The organism is Oceanisphaera arctica, assembly GCF_002936955.1.
GTDB lineage: Bacteria > Pseudomonadota > Gammaproteobacteria > Enterobacterales > Aeromonadaceae > Oceanimonas > Oceanimonas arctica.
Genome location: NZ_MPZM01000048.1, coordinates 1 through 19,055, shown reverse-complemented (window position 1 = coordinate 19,055; position 19,055 = coordinate 1). Strand labels below are relative to the sequence as shown.

15 protein-coding genes and 3 pseudogenes are annotated in these 19,055 nt (G+C 47.1%); 14 read left to right on the top strand and 4 right to left on the bottom strand.

Annotated elements, in window-relative coordinates; genetic code table 11:
- Positions 1 to 157: 157 nt before the first annotated feature.
- Positions 158 to 613: an NUDIX hydrolase gene (locus UN63_RS14695; RefSeq protein ID WP_104487937.1), complete on the bottom strand. Its 456-nt coding sequence runs from the start codon at positions 611 to 613 to the stop codon at positions 158 to 160.
- Positions 613 to 1,224, bottom strand: a pseudogene (rluE, locus tag UN63_RS14690) (23S rRNA pseudouridine(2457) synthase RluE); the annotation flags it as partial. The pseudogene rluE and the gene UN63_RS14695, both read right to left, overlap by 1 nt.
- Before the next feature lie 167 nt (positions 1,225 to 1,391).
- Here rluE and icd point away from each other — a divergent pair.
- A complete protein-coding gene (icd, locus tag UN63_RS14685) occupies positions 1,392 to 2,645 on the top strand; it encodes an NADP-dependent isocitrate dehydrogenase (protein WP_104487939.1) in 1,254 nt (417 codons plus the stop codon).
- A 277-nt stretch (positions 2,646 to 2,922) separates the two neighbouring features.
- Here the strand turns inward: icd and UN63_RS14680 are convergent, their stop codons facing one another.
- Positions 2,923 to 3,519, bottom strand: coding sequence for a hypothetical protein (locus UN63_RS14680; protein ID WP_104487933.1), 597 nt, complete (start codon positions 3,517 to 3,519; stop codon positions 2,923 to 2,925).
- 485 nt (positions 3,520 to 4,004) lie between these two features.
- On the opposite strand from UN63_RS14680, the gene UN63_RS14675 reads away from it, so the two are divergent.
- The 13 genes and pseudogenes from UN63_RS14675 to UN63_RS14615 all read left to right on the top strand — a co-directional run bounded on the left by UN63_RS14675 (position 4,005) and on the right by UN63_RS14615 (position 18,642).
- Positions 4,005 to 4,544, top strand: a complete 540-nt coding sequence (locus UN63_RS14675) for a polysaccharide biosynthesis/export family protein (RefSeq protein WP_104487930.1) — start codon at positions 4,005 to 4,007, stop codon at positions 4,542 to 4,544.
- Positions 4,544 to 6,751 carry a GumC family protein gene (locus UN63_RS14670; RefSeq protein ID WP_104487928.1) on the top strand — a complete coding sequence of 736 codons (2,208 nt, stop codon included), beginning with the start codon at positions 4,544 to 4,546 and terminating at the stop codon, positions 6,749 to 6,751. The genes UN63_RS14675 and UN63_RS14670 overlap by 1 nt, the downstream gene beginning before the upstream one ends.
- 818 nt (positions 6,752 to 7,569) lie before the next feature.
- Complete coding sequence (gene tviB, locus UN63_RS14665; protein ID WP_104487925.1) at positions 7,570 to 8,850, top strand: Vi polysaccharide biosynthesis UDP-N-acetylglucosamine C-6 dehydrogenase TviB; 1,281 nt, start codon at positions 7,570 to 7,572, stop codon at positions 8,848 to 8,850.
- Positions 8,851 to 8,900: 50 nt separating this feature from the next.
- Positions 8,901 to 9,242: a four helix bundle protein gene (locus UN63_RS14660; protein WP_104487922.1), complete on the top strand. Its 342-nt coding sequence runs from the start codon at positions 8,901 to 8,903 to the stop codon at positions 9,240 to 9,242.
- A 98-nt stretch (positions 9,243 to 9,340) separates the two neighbouring features.
- Positions 9,341 to 10,477, top strand: coding sequence for an NAD-dependent epimerase/dehydratase family protein (locus UN63_RS14655; protein ID WP_104487919.1), 1,137 nt, complete (start codon positions 9,341 to 9,343; stop codon positions 10,475 to 10,477).
- A 2-nt stretch (positions 10,478 to 10,479) separates the two neighbouring features.
- Positions 10,480 to 11,784 (top strand): lipopolysaccharide biosynthesis protein, encoded by a 1,305-nt coding sequence (locus tag UN63_RS14650; RefSeq protein ID WP_104487917.1) that lies wholly within the window; start codon positions 10,480 to 10,482, stop codon positions 11,782 to 11,784.
- A gap of 202 nt (positions 11,785 to 11,986) precedes the next feature.
- On the top strand, positions 11,987 to 13,117 hold the full coding sequence (locus tag UN63_RS14645) for a hypothetical protein (protein ID WP_146084757.1): 1,131 nt from the start codon (positions 11,987 to 11,989) through the stop codon (positions 13,115 to 13,117).
- Positions 13,117 to 14,277, top strand: coding sequence for a glycosyltransferase (locus UN63_RS14640; RefSeq protein ID WP_104487912.1), 1,161 nt, complete (start codon positions 13,117 to 13,119; stop codon positions 14,275 to 14,277). Before UN63_RS14645 ends, UN63_RS14640 begins: the two co-directional genes overlap by 1 nt.
- A gap of 18 nt (positions 14,278 to 14,295) precedes the next feature.
- Positions 14,296 to 15,372 carry a glycosyltransferase gene (locus UN63_RS14635; protein WP_104487909.1) on the top strand — a complete coding sequence of 359 codons (1,077 nt, stop codon included), beginning with the start codon at positions 14,296 to 14,298 and terminating at the stop codon, positions 15,370 to 15,372.
- Between the two features lie 254 nt (positions 15,373 to 15,626).
- Positions 15,627 to 15,769 (top strand): annotated as a pseudogene (locus UN63_RS17335) (ISAs1 family transposase); the annotation flags it as partial.
- 87 nt (positions 15,770 to 15,856) lie between these two features.
- On the top strand, positions 15,857 to 16,984 hold the full coding sequence (locus UN63_RS14625; protein ID WP_104487904.1) for a glycosyltransferase family 4 protein: 1,128 nt from the start codon (positions 15,857 to 15,859) through the stop codon (positions 16,982 to 16,984).
- Entirely contained in the window at positions 16,984 to 17,583 is a 600-nt protein-coding gene (locus UN63_RS14620; protein ID WP_104487902.1) for a sugar transferase, read from the top strand. The genes UN63_RS14625 and UN63_RS14620 overlap by 1 nt, the downstream gene beginning before the upstream one ends.
- Before the next feature lie 39 nt (positions 17,584 to 17,622).
- On the top strand, positions 17,623 to 18,642 hold the full coding sequence (locus UN63_RS14615; protein ID WP_104487899.1) for a GNAT family N-acetyltransferase: 1,020 nt from the start codon (positions 17,623 to 17,625) through the stop codon (positions 18,640 to 18,642).
- 160 nt (positions 18,643 to 18,802) lie between these two features.
- Here the strand turns inward: UN63_RS14615 and UN63_RS17115 are convergent.
- Positions 18,803 to 19,055 (bottom strand): annotated as a pseudogene (locus tag UN63_RS17115) (IS4 family transposase); the annotation flags it as partial.

Here is a 19,055-nt window from a genome sequence, read left to right as displayed (position 1 = left end):
CCAAGGGGGAGGGGCAAACAGCTCCCTCCCCTTAACCTCGAATTTGGCAGAATAACAGCGGGGTGCAAGGCAAGGGGAGGGCTGGGGAGGGGTTTCTGCAGGATACTACCCGCTTCCCGCTTCCCGCTTCCCGCTTCCCGCTTCCCGCTTCCCGCTTCTAGCTTTGTTGCTTTAACGCACTGACAGGAAAACGCTGCCCGGCCAGGTAATCCCGGAACGATGCCATAATCAGCGGGCTGCGCAGCTGATCGCCCAGGGCTTCAATCTCGGGCAGGGTCAGCCAGTGGCAGCGAATGATGTCGCCGTCCGGGTCTTGCGGATGGGTCGCCAGCGGCTCGGGCACTTCGGTACAGAAGGTAAAACGCACAAAATGAGTGCCGTTGTCCGGCGCCTCAAATTGATAAATGGCCACCGCCTGCTCCAGCGGCAGGGTCAGGCCGGTTTCTTCCAGCAATTCGCGGCGGGCACCGTTTAGCAGGGTTTCGCCCGGTTCCAGATGGCCGGCGGGCTGATTGAACATCACCCGGCCCTGCTGCCATTCCTCCACCATTAAAAATCGATCTCCGGCACGGACGATCACCGCCAGGGTAACCGCGAAGGGATGGTGGCTCATATTTTTCTCCATTGACCTGAGGGCAGATTATCCAGGGTCCAGTCACCGATGGCATAGCGGATTAGCCGCAGGGTAGGGAAGCCGATATGGGCGGTCATGCGCCGAACCTGACGGTTGCGGCCCTCGATGATTTTGATTTCCAGCCAGCTGGCAGGAATATTCTGGCGCTCGCGAATGGGCGGCGTGCGCGGCCAGACATCCGGGGCGTCCATCAGCCGTACCCGAGCGGGCAGGGTGGGGCCATCCTTCAGCGTCACTCCCCGGCGCAACGCTTCCAAATCCGCCTCGGTGGGCGCGCCTTCCACCTGCACCCAATAGGTTTTGGCGGTCTTGCGCCCGGGCTGGGTCAGGCGGGCATTGAGGGCCCCGTCGTTGGTCAACAGCAGCAAACCTTCGCTGTCCCTGTCCAGCCGGCCGGCGGCATAGACGCCGGGTACCTTCACAAAATCGGCCAGGGTCTGGCGGCCATCACCGTCGGTAAACTGGCACAGCACCATATAGGGTTTGTTGAACAGCAGCGTGGTGGTCGGCCCGACGGGCGCAGGTTTGGTTTTTGCTCTGGCCGGCTTGGGCCTGGCTCTGGGAGCAGGCCGTGGCTTTCTGGCTTTCATGGCGAAAAGTCTTGATAAACAGGAACTTCAGAATAGCAAACTCTCCGGCTCTAGCCTAATGTCAGATGACCGCTGAAAGAAAGCTTGAAGTGGCAAGCCGGAAGCTGGAAAAAAAGCGTCAGGATGACGCTCTGTTCAGATATTTAAACAACAAGCAGGAGAAGGCGATGACTTCAAAGGTAACGATACCGGCAGAAGGGCAAAAGATCACCCTGGACGCAGATGGCAAGCTGAAGGTGCCGAATCACCCCATTATTCCCTTTATAGAAGGCGACGGCATCGGGGTGGATGTCACCCCGGCGATGAAGCTGGTGGTGGATGCCGCCGTGGCCAAGGCTTATCAGGGGCAGCGCCAGATCAGCTGGATGGAAATTTACACCGGCGAAAAATCGACACATGTTTACGGCGAAAACACCTGGCTGCCGGAAGAAACCCTCGAACTTATCCGCGATTATCATGTGGCCATCAAGGGCCCGCTCACCACGCCTGTCGGCGGTGGTATTCGTTCGCTCAACGTGGCCCTGCGCCAGCAGCTGGACCTGTATGTGTGCCTGCGCCCGGTACGTTATTACCAGGGCACCCCCAGCCCGGTGAAACAGCCGGAACTGACCGACATGGTGATCTTCCGCGAGAACAGCGAAGACATCTATGCCGGTATCGAATGGCAGGCTGGCAGCCCCGAGGCACAGAAGGTGATCGACTTCTTGCGTAACGACATGGGCGTGCAGAAAATCCGCTTTCCCGAAGACTGCGGCATCGGCATCAAGCCCACCTCTCGCCAGGGTACCCAACGACTGGTGCGCGCCGCCCTGCAGTATGCGGTCGATAACGACCGGGATTCACTGACCCTGGTACACAAGGGCAACATCATGAAGTTCACCGAAGGCGCCTTCAAAGACTGGGGCTATGAGCTGGCGCGGGAAGAATTCGGTGCCAAGCTCATCGACGGCGGCCCCTGGTGTTCATTCAGAAACCCTAATACCGGCAAGGAGATTATCGTCAAGGACGTGATTGCCGACGCCTTCCTGCAGCAAATACTGCTGCGCCCGGCCGAATACGATGTGATTGCCTGTATGAACCTGAACGGCGACTACATCTCGGATGCCCTGGCGGCTCAGGTAGGCGGCATCGGCATCGCCCCCGGCGCCAACATAGGCGACGGCGTGGCTTTGTTCGAGGCCACCCACGGCACGGCGCCCAAGTACGCGGGGCAAGACAAGGTCAACCCGGGGTCGCTTATCCTCTCTGCAGAGATGATGCTCCGCCACCTGGGCTGGACCGAAGCGGCAGACTTAATCGTCAAAGGCATGGAAGGGGCAATCGCCAACAAGACGGTCACCTACGACTTTGAGCGGCAAATGACCGGCGCCACCCTGCGCAGCTGCTCCGAATTTGCCGAAGACATAGTGACGCAGATGTGAGGAGAGGGGTTAAGGGGAATCTTGTAGGCCTCCGCTTTAGCGGGGCAATATGGCGTCATCGTCCGGCTAAAGCCGAGCCTGCAGAAAACCTGCCAATCCCGTTTTGGTCGAATAAATTCGACCTTACGAAAATGTGCTCTCGGATCCATTAGGGGTTCACTTGTGTGACGCAAAGCAGCAGGCGGGTAGGCGTTACAGGCAGGGCACCGTCGGAATCACGGACGTCGGAATCATGGAATCACTACACTTTGCTAAAATTAGCTTCATTGGTCCCCAATCAGTTGGGGCTGGCGAGATTGTCGTCTTTACTAGGTGGGTTTATTACAATATTTTTCCCATCATTAGGAGAATTCACTATAACGTTGATTGAGGGCTGGCCGGGTTTGTTTTTGGAAAGCTTAGCCGAAATAACAGCATTCGAGACAGCGATATCGATAAACGCCGCAGCTTCGGGGGCTGCTTTTTTGGCTGCATTTGCAATTGCCCGAGACAATTGGGGAGCTGACTGAGTGGCTCCCAGGGCCACGGCGGCGGCCAGGACCGGTTGGCTAGCGACTTTGGTGGCGGCGGCGGCGGCGGCGGTAATGCTCACAGCGGCGGCCGGGTTACTGGCGACCACGGCGGCCACAGCGGACTGTACAGCAGCAGCGGCCTGATCTGTTGGCATGGCGGCGGCAATGGAAGACACCACACTGGCCACGGCGGCGGCAATGGCATCTTCACCCTCGGCCGTCATTACCTTGGTGACCAGCTCGGGGCTTAATTCAATACCGGCTTCTTGCAGCGCATCCAGCGTGGCCTGGTCAGCAAAGGTAGTGCCGGAGGCCAAAGTCAAAGTAGTAGCTATCGATAAAATAGTTAACATTTTACGCATGGATAAATCTCCTGAATATCCTTGATATGAAGTTAAACCGTTTTACCGTTACTGTCCAAAAAAAATAATTAAATATTGATCAGGGTTGTAGCTACCCGTTTTTTGTTAAGCAATCTATCATTGGGGGTAAGGATTTAAGTTAAACGTGAAGTTGGAGTGATGGAGGGGGCGGAGAATGGCTTTCCAAGCGGGTTGGAAGGTTAATAATAACCTTTAGCGCAGGTTAAACAACCTTTAGTGCAGGTTAAACTGCGATGACTTTATATAGAAATATCATACTTAAAAAATGTTTTCCTGGTTGCTGTAAATATCATAAAAAATCGGGGCGGATGCCTGCTGTAGTGAAAGGTTTTTCCTGTAATTAATAGTCTCGCAATTAATAGTCTCATCCGAAATATACAGAGTTCACGGGCTCTGTTCTGTTACGCATATGACCGTTATTTTAATTAACGAAAATAAGGGGTGAGATTAATGGGGAACGATATATGAAGGTGATAACCACAATTTTTATTTTGCTGAGCTGGCTGCTGACCGCCGGAACAGCTCAGGCCCAGAGCGGTGACTCTCGCTATACCCTTGGCTCGGGCGATAAAATTCGCATCAGCGTATTTGGTGAGCAGGACCTGAGCTTTGAGCAGATTCAGCTTAACGATGCCGGCACCTTCTCTTACCCCTTTCTGGGCTCGGTTCAGGCCAAGGGCAAAACCGCCAAAGAGGTGGAATACCTGATTGTTCGCGGCCTGCGTGGCGACTACCTGATGGATCCCAAGGTGTCGGTCAGCATTCTCGAATACCGGGAATTTTATGTGAATGGCGAAGTGCGCAGCCCCGGTGGCTTTCCGTTTCAGCCGGGCATGACACTGCGCAAGGCGGTGGCCCTGGCCGGTGGCTTTAGCGAGCGGGCCTCGCGCAGCGCCTTTTACATTATTCAAGATCAAGACCCCAATCGCCGCTCGAAAAAGATCACCCTGGACAGCCGGGTGATGCCAGGCGACATCATTACTATTGAGCAGAGTTTCTTCTGATGGATACCAGCAAATTCCCCGGCTTTAACCAACACGACGACCATGCAGACGACGAAATTGATCTGCGTCAGCTGTGGCTGAGCATCTACCGCCGTAAATGGAGCATCATCTCCCTGACCCTGGTGGTGGCCATGCTCAGCGTGCTGGTGGTGTTTAACATCACCCCCATCTACAAGGCCAGCGCTACCCTGCAGATAGAAAACAAGGCCGCCAACGTGGTCTCTATCGAGCAGGTATACGGCATTGACGGCGCCGGTAGCGAATACCTGCAGACCCAGTTCGAGCTGCTCAAGTCCCGGGCCCTGGCCGAGCGGGTCGTGCGCCAGCTGAGCCTGGACACCCATCCGGAATTCGATCCGCGTCAGCAACCGGCACCCCTGGTGGATTGGCGCGGGGTTATCAAGGGCTTGCTGCCCATCACGCCGGACGATGTGGCAGCCGAAGCGCCGACCGACGCCGACATCTTCGATGGTGTGGTGCGTGGCTTCCGTGAGCGTATCAGCGTTGACCCTCAAGACAAGACTCAGCTGGTGAGTGTGAGTGTGGACATGGCCGACAGAGCCACCGCTACTCTGGCCGCCAATGCCCTGGCCGACGGTTATATTGAAAGTCAGCTCGAAGCCAAGCTGGAAATGACCCAGACCGCCACCAGCTGGATGAACGATCGCCTGGTGGGGCTGAAAGACAGCCTGGGTGACTCCGAGCGTCGCTTGCAGGCCTTTCTGGAGCAAGAGAATCTGGTGGATCTCCAGGGCATTACCACCGTCAGTGCCAACGAGCTGAGCAGCACCGGCGAGCGGCTGACCGATGCCCGTCGCGAACGCAACGCGGCCGAAAGCATGTACCGCCAGGTCTCGGCCATTGCCAGCTCCAACTATCGTCGCCTGGCCAGCGTGCCGGCGGTCATTTCCGACCCGGTGGTGGCCCAGTTCAAGGCGGCGGAAGCCACCGCCAGCGCCCGGGTGCAGGAGCTGAGCCGGCGTTATGGCACCAGGCACCCGGCCATGGTGGCGGCCCAGAGTGATTTGAACTCGGCGCGAGAAAGCCTCAAGGCCCAGGTGGCCCAGGTGGTAGGCTCTATAGAAAACAACTATCGGCTGGCGGTCGCCAACGAGCAGGGCCTGAAGAGCTCGTTTGAGCAAAACAAGGAGCAGATCCAGAACATCAGCCGCAACGAATTCCGGCTGCGAGAGCTGCAGCGCGAGGTGGAAACCAATCGTTCCCTGTACGACACCTTCATGACCCGGCTGAAAGAAACCACCGCCACTCAGGATCTGGAAACCGTCAACGCCCGGGTCGTCGACCGCGCCGTGATGCCCGATATCCCGATCAAACCTCAAAAGAGCCTGATTGTGGCGCTGGCCATCCTGCTGGCGTTGGTACTGGGCGTGGGCCTGGCCCTGCTGCTGGACATGCTCAACAACACATTCAAGGGCACCGAAGCGATAGAAAACAAGCTCAACCTGCCGGTGCTGGGTATTCTTCCTCTGCTGAAAGGCAAGCACCCCAAGGTGGCGAGGCTGTTTAGCCAGGACAAAGACAAGGCCTTCGCCGAGTCGGTGCGCACCATTCGCACCGGACTGGTGCTGTCGGGCATGGCGCATCCCTACAAGGTCATGGTGGTGACCTCGTCGGTGCCCGGCGAAGGCAAGACGTGTGTGTCCAGCAACCTGGCCCAGGCCCTGGGGCAAATGGAAAACACCCTGCTGATAGACGCCGACATGCGCCGGCCGACCATTGCCAGACAATACGAGTTTGCGGCCGGCACGCCGGGGCTGGCCGACCTGATTGCCGGCACCGCCCGGCTGGACGAATGCGTTAAACAGGTGGATGGCATCTCGGTGTTGCCCGCCGGCATGGTGCCGTCCAACCCGCTGGAGCTGTTGTCTTCCGAGCGCTTTGGCCAGGTGCTGGCGCAACTGAGCGAGCAGTATGACCGCATTATCATAGATACGGCGCCCACCCAGGCGGTAAGTGACGCCCTGATGCTGGCCCGGCACGCCAACGCCGTTATTTATGTGGTGAAGAGCGAATCGACGTCCATTCCCCATGTACAGGCCGGGGTGGGCAAGCTGCTGCAGCTGGGCGCGCCGGTCAAGGGTGTGGTGCTCAACCAGCTGGACGTGAAAAAAGCCGCCAAATATGGCTATAGCTACGGTGGTTACTATGACGACTACGGCTACAGCAACGTCGAAGCCAAGGTATAAAACATGGAGGACCAAGTCCCCATAGACATCGCCATGAGCGCCGAAGTCCATGTTGGCCTGAAGTTATGCAGCAGGTCACCAATAACGCAATCGCCAATCCAGGCCGGCATTAGCACTTAGCCGAGCCCATAGCGCAACAAAGCCGCCAGATGGCGCTTGCGCTACCAAGTTATGCCAGGCGAACGGGATGAAAAATTCATACAGGCCCTGAGCAACGGCTTTGTTTATAACGTTATTCATAATGACCTGATACACCTTGGTTATTTCCTCATTTTAATATCAGATCGCGGTATGTTATCTGCGCAATCTAAATGTGCACTGACCCCCGGTATCCTCTGTGATCTGTTGGTAGCACCATAGCGCGGAATTAACCACTCACAGGGTCTAATTAAATGGCCGATAAACGAGCCGGAACATCTTAGACTCCCAGTGCCGGCATACAGCCACAGCTTTAGTTTGCAGAGAAAATAGCACAGATATAAAAATAATCCCAAGCTACCTTGCGCAAGGTCGAATTGATTCGACTACAATGAAACAGTAAACATCAAGGAAGATAACAAGCAGCATGGCAATGGAAGCAACGCCAAATAACTTCACGGGCGGTAGCAAGTCTTAATGCTTGAACATCTCTTTGCCGTAAAACTATTTAGCTTTATCCTTAGCTTGAAGATCAATTATCACCGAAGTAACAGAATAATGTAAAATTGTTTTTTTTGGGTGGTTGATCGGCTGGCAATAAGATTCCAGACATATTGGGATGAAGTTTTAATCTCCCCACCCTCTATTCCATAAAATAAAAACATGGAGTAACAATAGGTATGGAAACCTTGTCTCAATACACACGAATTGCCATTGTTGGTTTGGGCTACGTAGGGCTACCACTGGCGGTGGAATTCGGGAAGAAATATCCGACAATAGGCTTTGATGTTAGCCAGAAACGGGTGGAAGAGTTGCAGTCAGGGCAGGATTATACGCTGGAAGTAAGTCCTGGTGAGCTGGCCGAGGCCGAAAAATTAATATACACAACATCACTGGAAGAACTGGGCGAAGCCAATGTTTATATAGTGACGGTACCTACCCCGATTAACAAGCAGAAGCAGCCGGATCTTACTCCATTAATCAGGGCCAGCGAAACGATTGGCAAGGTGCTGAGCAAGGGCGATATCGTTATTTACGAGTCTACCGTTTATCCGGGGGCCACCGAAGAAGAGTGTGTTCCGGTGCTGGAGGAAGTATCTGGCCTCAAATTCAACGAAGATTTCTTTGCCGGCTATAGTCCCGAGCGCATCAATCCGGGCGATAAAGAGCACAGGGTGACCGATATCATAAAGGTAACCTCAGGATCCAGTGCGGAAATCGCCGATTTTGTGGACGCACTGTACGCCAGTATCATCATCGCCGGCACCCACAAAGCCAGCTCCATCAAGGTAGCCGAAGCCGCCAAGGTCATTGAAAACACTCAACGCGACCTGAACATTGCGCTTATCAACGAGTTGGCGGTGATCTTCGACAAGCTGGGCATAGATACCGAAGCCGTACTCAAGGCTGCAGGCACCAAATGGAATTTCTTGCCATTCCGCCCCGGCTTGGTTGGTGGCCACTGCATTGGCGTAGATCCTTACTACCTGACCTACAAGGCCCAGTCGGTTGGTTATAATCCGGAAGTTATTCTCGCCGGCCGCCGCATCAACGACGGCATGGGCGCGTTTGTTGCCAGCCAACTGGTAAAAGCCATGTTGAAAAAGCGGATACATGTAGACGGTGCCCGCGTACTGGTCCTGGGACTGACCTTTAAAGAAAACTGCCCGGATATTCGTAATACCAAGGTCGTGGATGTAATCAAAGAGCTGCAAGACTACGGCGTGCAGGTTGATGTTTACGACCCCTGGGTAAACGCCGACGAAGCCCAATGCGAATACGGAATTAACCCAATAGCTGAACCCGCTCAAGGTGATTACGACGCCATCATCCTTGCCGTCGCTCACAATGAGCTCAAAATACTCGGAGCCCCAGGCATTCGCGCCTACGGTAAATCAGGCCACATACTCTACGATCTGAAATACATACTTAGCGCAGAAGAAGCTGATATCAGACTTTAAGCGCCAAGCGCCAAGCGCCAAGCACCAAGCTGCATATAAAGGATCGAAAAATGCACTTTGAAGATCTGGAAGTATGGAAACGTTCAGCAAGGTTGTGTGCAGATATCTACAAAGGCATGGCGTCCCTCAAGGACTATGGCTTTAAGGATCAAATCACCCGTTCGGCGCTGTCCATAGCCAGCAATATTGCAGAAGGCTACGAACGAGACTCGGATAAAGACAGAGCAAGGTTTATAAGTTATGCCAAAGCATCCTGTGCTGAACTTCGAACCCAGATCTACATTGGCATAGAAATCAACTACATAAACCGGGAGCAGGGCAAAGTATGGGTAGAAGAAACCAAACAACTATCCAAAATGACATACGCCCTGATGAAAAAAATCAACGCATAAAGGAAGCGCCCAGCAAAGTCCATATCTTTGGCGCTAGGCGCTAAGATCTCCACCAAACAGCTGGGCGCCAGGCGCTCGGCGCTTGTAGCTAAGTGACCATGACCCAATACGAAACAATAAAATCAGACCTGACTGCCAACCCAAAAGTATGGCTCATCACCGGTGTGGCCGGCTTTATAGGTTCAAACCTGCTTGAACACCTGCTGAAGCTCAACCAGAAAGTGGTAGGCCTGGACAACTTTTCTACCGGACATCAACACAACCTGGACGAAGTAAAAAGCCAAGTCACAGTGGAGCAATGGACCCGCTTCAACTTTATAGAAGGTGACATCCGTAATCTGGAAGACTGCCAGCGTGCAATGTTTTTCCCGGTTTCGTCATCCTCGAATTCAGGTAATGAGGAAGCAGGAATGGAGGATGGGATCGTTAATCCCTCGTCCCTCACCCCTCATTCCCCCAAAGCCGTAGACTATGTGTTGCACCAAGCCGCACTAGGCTCAGTCCCCCGCAGCATAGCCGACCCCATCACTACCAATGCTGCCAACGTAACCGGCTTTTTGAACATGCTGGTAACAGCGAGAAATACGGAAGTAAAAAGCTTCACTTACGCCGCTAGTAGCTCCACCTATGGCGACCATCCGGCGCTGCCAAAGGTGGAAGAAAACATCGGTAAGCCGCTTTCACCCTATGCGGTTACCAAATACGTAAACGAGCTCTATGCCGATGTATTTGCCAAAACTTATGGCTTTAATACTATTGGCCTGCGTTATTTTAACGTATTTGGTAAGCGTCAAGATCCCAACGGTGCCTATGCTGCTGTCATTCCAAAATGGACTGCGGCCATGATCAGCGGGGACGATCTGTTTATTAATGGTGATGGTGAAACCAGTCGCGATTTTTGCTTTATAGAAAATGCTGTGCAGGCCAATATTTTAGCCGCAACCACACAAAACTCAGAAGCCAAAAACCAAGTATATAACGTGGCAGTGGGGGAGCGTACAACTCTAAATAAGCTATTTGAGGCGATTCAGTCAGCGTTGCAAATAAATGAGATTAGTTATAATAAATCACCTACCTACCGAGAGTTTAGAGTCGGGGATGTACGCCATTCGCAGGCAAATATAACTAAAGCTGAAGATCTGATGGGGTATAAGCCAAGTATTGTGATTCAAGAGGGAATTGAAAAAACAATGCCCTGGTATATACGTTTTTCAACTCCATCGAACTGTGATTAAATATGTTTAAAAAACAATTGAAAAGAATGTGGAGGAATCGACTGGTTAAAAGTGTATTAGTAGTAATTAGTGGTACCGCAGGTGCCCAAGCTATTAGTATGGTGTTTATTCCTTTTATTACCCGCATCTATGGTCCTGAAGTTTATGGAATATTAGGCGCTTTTATTGCGTTGACAGGGGTGTTAACTACGTTAGCTGCCTTAGCTTATCCAGTAGCGATTGTATTGCCTAAGAGTGATAGAACGGCAACAGCATTAGTTAAATTATCGTTACTGATTTCTGCGACAATTAGTTTGGCAGTACTAGGTGTATTGTGGTTGGCTGGTGAGTGGCTCATGCCCAAGCTGGGAGCGTCCAATTTAATCGAATTTATGTTTTTTATCCCCTTGGTAATGTTTCTAACAGCTTGTCAAGATGTAGCTCAACAATGGTTGATTCGTAAAAAAGATTTTAAAAATATTGCTAATATCTCTATTGCTTGTTCTTTTATTAATAATGGTTCGAAAGCACTGGTAGGGATGTTTTCTCCGTTAGCAGGCATACTAATTGGTGCTCATGCATTAGCTATTGGCATTCGTATGGCATTCACGGGGTATATTGGAAAGAAAATAGCTAGCATACCTAATGGGGAGGATCAAGATAATATATCATTAAAAAGAGTAGCTTGCGAATATCGTGATTTTCCTTTATATCGTGCGCCGCAGGTTGTATTAAACGCTGCATCCCAAAGCTTGCCTGTATTAATGCTCGCCGCTTTTTTTGGTCCTGCTCATGCTGGATATTATGCCCTAACTCGAACTGCATTAGGCCTGCCTGCTACATTACTAGGTTCTTCAGTACAAAGTGTGTTTTATCCACATTTAAATGAGGCTGTATTAGCAAAAAATAAAACTTTACCTTTACTTATTAAATCCACTGTGGCTCTAGCTTCTATAGGTCTATGGCCATTTTTAATAGTTATTATGTTTGGACCCTTTCTGTTTGAATTTGTTTTTGGCCAAGAGTGGCAGCAAGCAGGTCAGTATGCTCAATGGATGTCTATCTGGCTTTTCTTTTTTTTAATTAGTCGTCCAGTTATCTCTTCAATTCCGGTTTTTAGAATGCAGCGCTGGTTTTTAGCGTATGAGGTTTTTAGTAGTTTTTTGCGAGTTGTGAGTATTTATTATGGATTTATATATTCCACAGATGCACTGGTTTCTATAGCTGTTTATAGTGTTGTTAGTTCTTTGATTTACATTTACCTGGCTATTAAATTTTTTTTTGTAGCAAGAGAATTTGACCGGGAGCAGGTAAGTAACTACGCATGATTTATGTGGAAGTCACTCCAAAATCCCTTGAGTTGTTTTGTCTGATTACCCATGATTCTCAGCCCCAGTTCATGGAAAAACCTTATGTAGCAAGACTTCCAGTGAGGTTTTATTTTGAAAATAACAACGACTTTTCACCGTGGAATACGTGTTTTCACCTTATTTGTTGGGTTGTTTCTCTAAGCCCCCAAGTGGAATTATTATGCATAGATTAACCTTTAATCCATCAAGAGTTTTAGTTTTATTACTTGTTGCTCTAATTCCATTCTCTTACCTCGAACTATTTGGAATAAGGGTAATCACATTGTCAGTTTTTTTGTTTTTTGTTTTGCTTTTGATTTCACTTAAGAAGTTGCTCAGCATTAACAATAATATAATTTTATTTTTGCCACCTTTTTTTTTGGTGCTGATGTTGTCGATAATTTCAGGTTCTAGCGACTTTATATCTGCAGTTGTTTTTTTCATATATTTATCGGCATTTGTTTTTTTTGATCGAGTACGTTTGAAGTTTATTATAAATAAATCCTGTTTTATTTATTTTTATGGTGCGGTTTTCATGGCGCTCGGTGTTATTGTTCAGCGTTTCTTATATGAAAGGATTGGTTATGAGTTTGGCAAGATAAATATTTATGGTGGTGGTAGGGTTGGCTTTGGTTTTTTATGGCTGGATTATAGTTTTCTATCACTTTATTTGGTGTCTGCATTGCCATTAGTTCTTAATATATATAAAAACCACTACATGAAAATAATTGCTTCTTCTATTTTACTATTAGGTTCAGTGGTAACAACTGCGAGAACAGGGCTTGCTGCGTTAATTATTGCAACTCTATTTGTAGGTGGATTGGAGATCACAAAGTATCTTGCAAAAGGAAAAGCTAAAAAGTCGACTTTAAGAACGCTGCTAATATTGTTTTTATCATCATTGGTTGTTGTTTATTTCTATGTCGAGTTTTCAAATAGAACTGTAAGCTTTGACTCGTCTGGAAGGTTTCATGGGTACTATCTTGGCTTTCAATCATTCTTAGATAGCCCTTTTTTAGGCGTCATGTTTAATAGGGATTATTTTTTAGAAAATTACGGTACAATTCCACATAATTTGTTTGTTTATATCCTGTCCCAGGGGGGTATTTTATTTTTTACATTGTTCTTTATATGGTTTTTTTATGTTTTTTATGTGGCTGCTTTTAAGGTAGAGGTTTTCCGCTATCCGATAATTATCACTATCTTTGGTTTTATGTTTATACCTTCATTTTTTAGTGCATATTTTTTCGCTTTGCTTATCTCATTTTGTATGGCTGAAAAGAAAGCCATATCCTATAGCATAGGTAAATAATGAAGAAGAGAGCTTTTTTATTAAGTTCATTATACTATCCAAATGTTGGGGGGGTGGAGAACTCTATCAAGGAGTTCTCTTTAGTGCTAAAGGATAAGGGATATGAGGTTACAGTTATAACAAGTAACAGAAATAATGTTAACAATGAGGTGCTGGCAGATTTAGATTGTTTGGGTGATGTTAAAGTAATTAGGTGTCAATATCCATATAATGCGTTTGGTTTTTTTGTTTTCATAAGGAATGTTTGTAAAAAAATAAGTGAGTTAAGAGTTGGGGATTCTGATTTCATCCTTTCCAGATCGCATTGGGGTGTTATTTCAGTCAGGTTGAGTGGTGTTAAAAAAATAAATTATCTTGCGCCGTCAGTGTATTTTCTACAAGAAAAACTTGATAAAGATTACATGTTGTCATCTAAAATGCTTCGATACCTGATTAATTCGATTGGTCAATTCTTCGCTTTTTTGTTTTCTGATGTTTTTGTTTTTAGTCAAGATATGAAGAAACAAGTGCAAACCTCATGTTTAGGGGGGTGTAATCCAGTCGTTATAAACCCAGGAGTTTCAAGTGATAGGTTTCATTGTGTTGATGAAATAGATAAGCGCTTGTTAAGGGATAGGCTGAAATTGGATGGGGCGGTTAAATATCTTCTTTGTGTTGGCCGCCTTTCTGAAATTAAGCAGTTCGATATTGCGATAAAGTCTCTAAAGAGCTTGGAAGAAAAGTATCACCTTCTCATTGTAGGTTCTGGGCCAGAGTTGGAGTATTATAAAAGTCTATTAGATTCTGAAGGGGTTAGTGAACGAGTGGTAATTCGCCCTTTTACTAAAGATGTGGATCTTTACTATAAAACTTCAGATATTTACTTGATGACATCCAGGTATGAGTCCTTTGGTCAGGTTCTTTTAGAGGCAACCTGTTGTGGTCTGCCAGTGATTGCGTTCTCAAAATCATCAGGTGTAAGGACATCTGTGTCTTATATTTATGAGGGTTTTAACTTTTTGCTTAAAGAATGCGATAAGCAAAGCCCATCTTCACTGGCGCGCACGATTAATGGTTTTGAGTTTGATAGAAAAGCATTGAATGAAGAGGCTTCTGAATTCAGCGAGAAATATAATTGGAGTGCAGCTATTGATACTATTATCTTAGACAGGGACTTATAGATATTATCAGGAGCTAATTTGAAAAATTTAATTAATATAATATCATACCCTAAAGGTGGTGGTGCCGAGTTTCTCGTCCGTGAACTCCACAAAATATACACAAGCCGTGACCTGAATGCGTACACTATCTACCTCAATGGCAGCACTGGTGGCTTGGAGAAAAACGAATCCGTTTTAGGTCTTAATCCCCGAAACCCTATGAACATCTTCTACATCAGAAAGTTGCTGAAGAAATTATTAACCAGTACCTGTAATGAATTAACAGTGCATGTTCACCTCACCTGGCCTTTTTTATATGTCACCCTGGCAAGCATTGGTTTATCTAATGTCAAGCTTATCTATACCGAACACAATACAACCAATAAAAAGCGTAAGATTCCGTTGCTCTGGTTGTTGGATCGCCTGATCTATGCGCGCTACACCCGTATTATCTGCATCAGTCAGGGGGTTCATGACTCTTTGGCTAAATGGATAGGACCAAAGATCGCCCAGCGTTTGGTGACCATACCCAACGGCTCCCGTATCTATAGACTGGCTGAAAGACCTTCACTACAAGGTCGTTTGCCACGGTTTGTTTCAGTTGGATCTCTGTCATCCAGAAAGAACTTTGCCACAGCTATTCGAGCCATTGCGCAGTTACGGGATGAAATAGAGTGCTATACCATCATCGGTGAAGGCCCGGAGCGTAGTCGGCTTGAGCAGGTCATCAAAAGCGAAAAACTGGAGAACAAGGTGCAGCTGGCAGGCTGGTCAGATGCAATAGAGGCACACCTGCATGCCGTCGATATTCAGCTTATACCATCGCTTTGGGAAGGGTTTGGCTTGGTGGCGGTCGAGGGCATGTCTACCGGGTTACCTGTGGTGGCATCCAATGTTGATGGCCTGCGCGAGGTATTGGATGAGTCGAGTCCGTCGGTGACGCTGATTAATCAGGCTGAGTCAGTCGATGAGTGGGTTTCAGGTATCCGTAAGGCTGTTACTGAACTGCACGCGCTGGGTGCAAGCAGTCTCGCTCAGTCATCCAGACAGCAGGCTGAAAAATTCACGTTGGATAAAATGGCAGAACGCTATCTGGACGTTTACCGGCAGCAATAATTTCACTTACCCCGTACCGATGCCAAGTCTAATTAAATCAAGTCTATCCCAGAGCGACTCAACTTGTTCGACATTAAGGGGTGCCTGGTATCCATTGATGCCATGTGCTGCCTGCTGGTGACATGGCCAGCCAATTCCAGAAGAGGAGTGTCTTGAAAATACTGGGTGTGGCAATCGGCTATTGCTTGAAAAAATCAGGAAAACAGTCGCTCGAGTACCGCTACTGCATCAGTTCGGCGGAGCTAGACAAGACTCGCTTCGCCGCCTTCCGCCATGTTGCGTTCAATCTGCTTAGTGCAAAAATCATCTTTAAAGTGGGTATCAATCGTAAGAAAAAACGAGCAGGTCGAATAACGACTACCTATCGCGAGTATTTATGGGGCAAGGGGATGCGTAATCTAGCTTTGAGTCTCAATGCTATAAGAGGTAGGTAATTAATTTCACATGAGTTATTCGTAATTAATCATATAAAAGTGAGTGTTGAATGAAGATGCTAATTATTGCAGGAGCAGCTCGTTCTCTAACAGGATTTCGTAAACCTTTAATTCAAGCGCTATTGGACAAAGGTTTAACTGTTCATGCGGCTGCCCCTGAGCTAACGGCAGATAGTGTGACCACTATAGAGCTGAATGCTATGGGAGTAATAACCCATAATATACCTATGGCTCGTACAGGTGTCAGCCCTGGCGCAGATATAAAAACATTATTTAGTTTATGGCAGCTGATGCGGAAAGTGAAACCGACTCATATGTTAGGGTATACGATAAAGCCTGTTATCTATGGATCATTTGCGGCTTGGTTAGCTAGAGTTCAGCATCGCTTTGCGCTAATTACTGGTTTGGGATACTCATTTCAAGAAAATAGCTACGACACCAAACGAAGTCGCGTTAGGGTCATTGCTCAAAGCCTATATCGTATTTCCTTAAGACGTTGCCAGACAGTATTTTTTCAGAATTCCGATGACGAGGCATTATTCAAAGAATTAACAATTGTTTCTGCTAAGCAAAATACAGTAGTAGTCAATGGTTCAGGTGTGAACTTGAATGAATATCCACATACCCCAACGCCTGGTTATAAATATCCTAAATTTCTTTTTGTTGGACGCTTGTTAGGTGATAAAGGTGTTAGAGAGTATGCGGCAGCAGCTGCTTTAGTAAAAAGCAAGTATCCTGAGGTCGAGTTTGACTTGGTTGGGAGTATTGATATTAATCCAGCCGCCATTGATCAATCTGAATTAGACGGTTGGATTAAGGATGGACGCCTGAATTATATTGGCCGACTTAAAGATGTAAAGCCTAGAGTCGCCGCTTGTTCTGTATTTGTACTCCCTTCTTATCGTGAGGGAACTCCTCGTGCCGTATTAGAGGCTATGTCTATTGGGAGGGCTATCATTACTACAGATACAGCCGGGTGTCGTGAAACAATAGTTGCAGGTAGTAACGGATATTTAGTTCCAGTGAGAAACGCTGATGCATTAGCAAAGGCGATGTTGCATTTTATTGAACAGCCTGAACTGATTTATCAAATGGGCCTGTGTTCCCGCGAAATAGCTGAAGAAAAATATGATGTTCATAAAGTTAATAAACAAATGCTTAAAGGGATGAGACTGTAATGTTAAAACGTTTATTTGATATTTTTGCCTCATTGTGTGGGCTCGTCATGCTTAGCCCTATAATTATAATTGTGGCGTGGAAAGTAAAAGAAAATTTAGGTTCTCCGGTGTTGTTTCGTCAGGTCCGTCCAGGTAAAAATGGTAAGCCATTTGAAATGGTAAAGTTTAGGAGTATGAGTAATGCCGTAGATGCTGGTGGTAATCCGTTACCTGATAGTGAACGGATGACTCCTTTTGGTAGGAAACTACGTGCTACTAGCCTTGATGAGTTGCCTGAATTGTGGAATGTATTAAAAGGTGACATGAGCCTGGTCGGTCCCAGGCCGTTACTGATGAAGTATTTACCACTGTACAGCGTTAAGCAGTTTCGCCGACATGAGATACGACCGGGAATTACCGGTTGGGCTCAAGTAAATGGTCGAAACTCTATTAGTTGGGATGATAAGTTTAAGCTTGATGTTTGGTATGTAGATAATCAGTCTCTTTTTTTTGATATCAAGATATTAATTTTAACTGTAAAAAAAATACTGGTTCGTGATGGAATTTCAGCTAAAGGGCATGTTACAGCAGATTCTTTTAAAGGTGATGAGAGGGATTAAACTTTTACCCTTGTGTTTTCTTATACATCAGGTGGCTGAATGTCTATTGATATAATTACTGTGAGCGTAGTTTTCGATAAAGTTGGCTGGAATAAAGCGTTATCTAAATGTATCCATTATGATTTTTACCATACATGGGACTATCACCAAGTTTCGTATTGCAATGGCGAAGGTGACCCCATATTATTTGATGTTGATATTGGTGGCCGAGGGTTGGTATTTCCATTATTAGAAAGAGTTATTGATGGTAGCTCAAAGAAAGATTTAACATCTGTTTATGGGTATCCTGGACCTTTGTTATATGGTAATGTGGACGAGCAATGCTTTAATGAAGTTTGGTCCTGCTTCGTGAGTTTTTTAATTGAAGGTGATTATGTAAGTTTGTTTTCTAGATGTCATCCATTGTACTTAAATAGTTATGTTAGAAATAATTCAGTTTTTTCAGGTGAGGTTGTTATTATAGATCTTTGTTTCCCTGAAGAGGAGCAGTTGCGTTTCTATCGAAGTAATCATAAAAGAGATATTAATAAGCTTAATAAGTTGGGGGTTGTTTGCTGTTTTGATAATGATGAGTCAAAGTTAGATGAGTTTATAGATAACTATGACTCTACAATGAACAGTCTTAATGCATCTGATTTCTATTTTTTTTCCAAAGACTACTACTTGAAGCTTATTTATTCAACTGACTTTGAAACAAGGTTGTATTCGTGTTTGTATAATGGCGAAGTGATATGTAGTGGTTTTTTTGTTTTTTTTGAAGATGTGGTTCAATATCATCTGGGGGGCACTAGATCAGAGTTTTATCATTTATCACCCACTAAAATGATGTTTGATAAGGTGAGGAAAGATGCGATAGAATTAGGCTGTAAATACTTTTGTCTTGGTGGTGGATTAGGTGGTAGGAATGGCTCTCTTTTTAATTTTAAATTGGGTTTTTCAAAGCATACTGAAGAATTTAGAATTATTAAATTGATTTTAGATGAAAGGGAGTATAGAGATCTTTCTTCTCATGTTATGAATGATGATTTATTTTTCCCTCAGTATCGAAAAAAGCTTTAATTTTCCCTGATTATTTAGGCGTTTTTTCTTTAATCAGAGAACTACCTGCTTCCCCGTGATCCGATCTCCTGACGAACGGATTCGGGAGCAGAATGATGGGCACGACACAGCACAACATCAGTAACTGGCGGCAGTATAATCGAGCCTCATAGCCAGGTTCTTAAGCATTAAAATGTTCGTAAATGTTATATAACCCTTTACCCTGATTGGATTTACTTTGCTGCGATGGTTGAGCGTTTCGTCGTAGATACTGGAAAGCCCACTCCAGATGATGCTCTATTTCCAGCATTGCCCGCTGGCTTATCGCGGTCATCACCGGGCAAAACCAGACATCTGCATTTTTCGCGGCCTTGAACAACGATAACCCCGGCGCCGCCGAGTTCACGATGAGCCGCTTCAGGAGCAAGGTCAGC

What these genes read in the sequence shown, in the direction of transcription:
- UN63_RS14645 (WP_146084757.1), top strand. Translation starts at nt 11,987, where the DNA reads ATGCATAGATTAACCTTTAATCCATCAAGAGTTTTAGTTTTATTACTT.
- tviB (WP_104487925.1), top strand. Translation starts at nt 7,570, where the DNA reads ATGGAAACCTTGTCTCAATACACACGAATTGCCATTGTTGGTTTGGGC.
- UN63_RS14640 (WP_104487912.1), top strand. Translation starts at nt 13,117, where the DNA reads ATGAAGAAGAGAGCTTTTTTATTAAGTTCATTATACTATCCAAATGTT.
- UN63_RS14620 (WP_104487902.1), top strand. Translation starts at nt 16,984, where the DNA reads ATGTTAAAACGTTTATTTGATATTTTTGCCTCATTGTGTGGGCTCGTC.
- UN63_RS14615 (WP_104487899.1), top strand. Translation starts at nt 17,623, where the DNA reads ATGTCTATTGATATAATTACTGTGAGCGTAGTTTTCGATAAAGTTGGC.
- UN63_RS14660 (WP_104487922.1), top strand. Translation starts at nt 8,901, where the DNA reads ATGCACTTTGAAGATCTGGAAGTATGGAAACGTTCAGCAAGGTTGTGT.
- UN63_RS14655 (WP_104487919.1), top strand. Translation starts at nt 9,341, where the DNA reads ATGACCCAATACGAAACAATAAAATCAGACCTGACTGCCAACCCAAAA.
- UN63_RS14680 (WP_104487933.1), bottom strand. Translation starts at nt 3,519, where the DNA reads ATGCGTAAAATGTTAACTATTTTATCGATAGCTACTACTTTGACTTTG.
- UN63_RS14695 (WP_104487937.1), bottom strand. Translation starts at nt 613, where the DNA reads ATGAGCCACCATCCCTTCGCGGTTACCCTGGCGGTGATCGTCCGTGCC.
- UN63_RS14625 (WP_104487904.1), top strand. Translation starts at nt 15,857, where the DNA reads ATGAAGATGCTAATTATTGCAGGAGCAGCTCGTTCTCTAACAGGATTT.
- UN63_RS14670 (WP_104487928.1), top strand. Translation starts at nt 4,544, where the DNA reads ATGGATACCAGCAAATTCCCCGGCTTTAACCAACACGACGACCATGCA.
- icd (WP_104487939.1), top strand. Translation starts at nt 1,392, where the DNA reads ATGACTTCAAAGGTAACGATACCGGCAGAAGGGCAAAAGATCACCCTG.
- UN63_RS14675 (WP_104487930.1), top strand. Translation starts at nt 4,005, where the DNA reads ATGAAGGTGATAACCACAATTTTTATTTTGCTGAGCTGGCTGCTGACC.
- UN63_RS14650 (WP_104487917.1), top strand. Translation starts at nt 10,480, where the DNA reads ATGTTTAAAAAACAATTGAAAAGAATGTGGAGGAATCGACTGGTTAAA.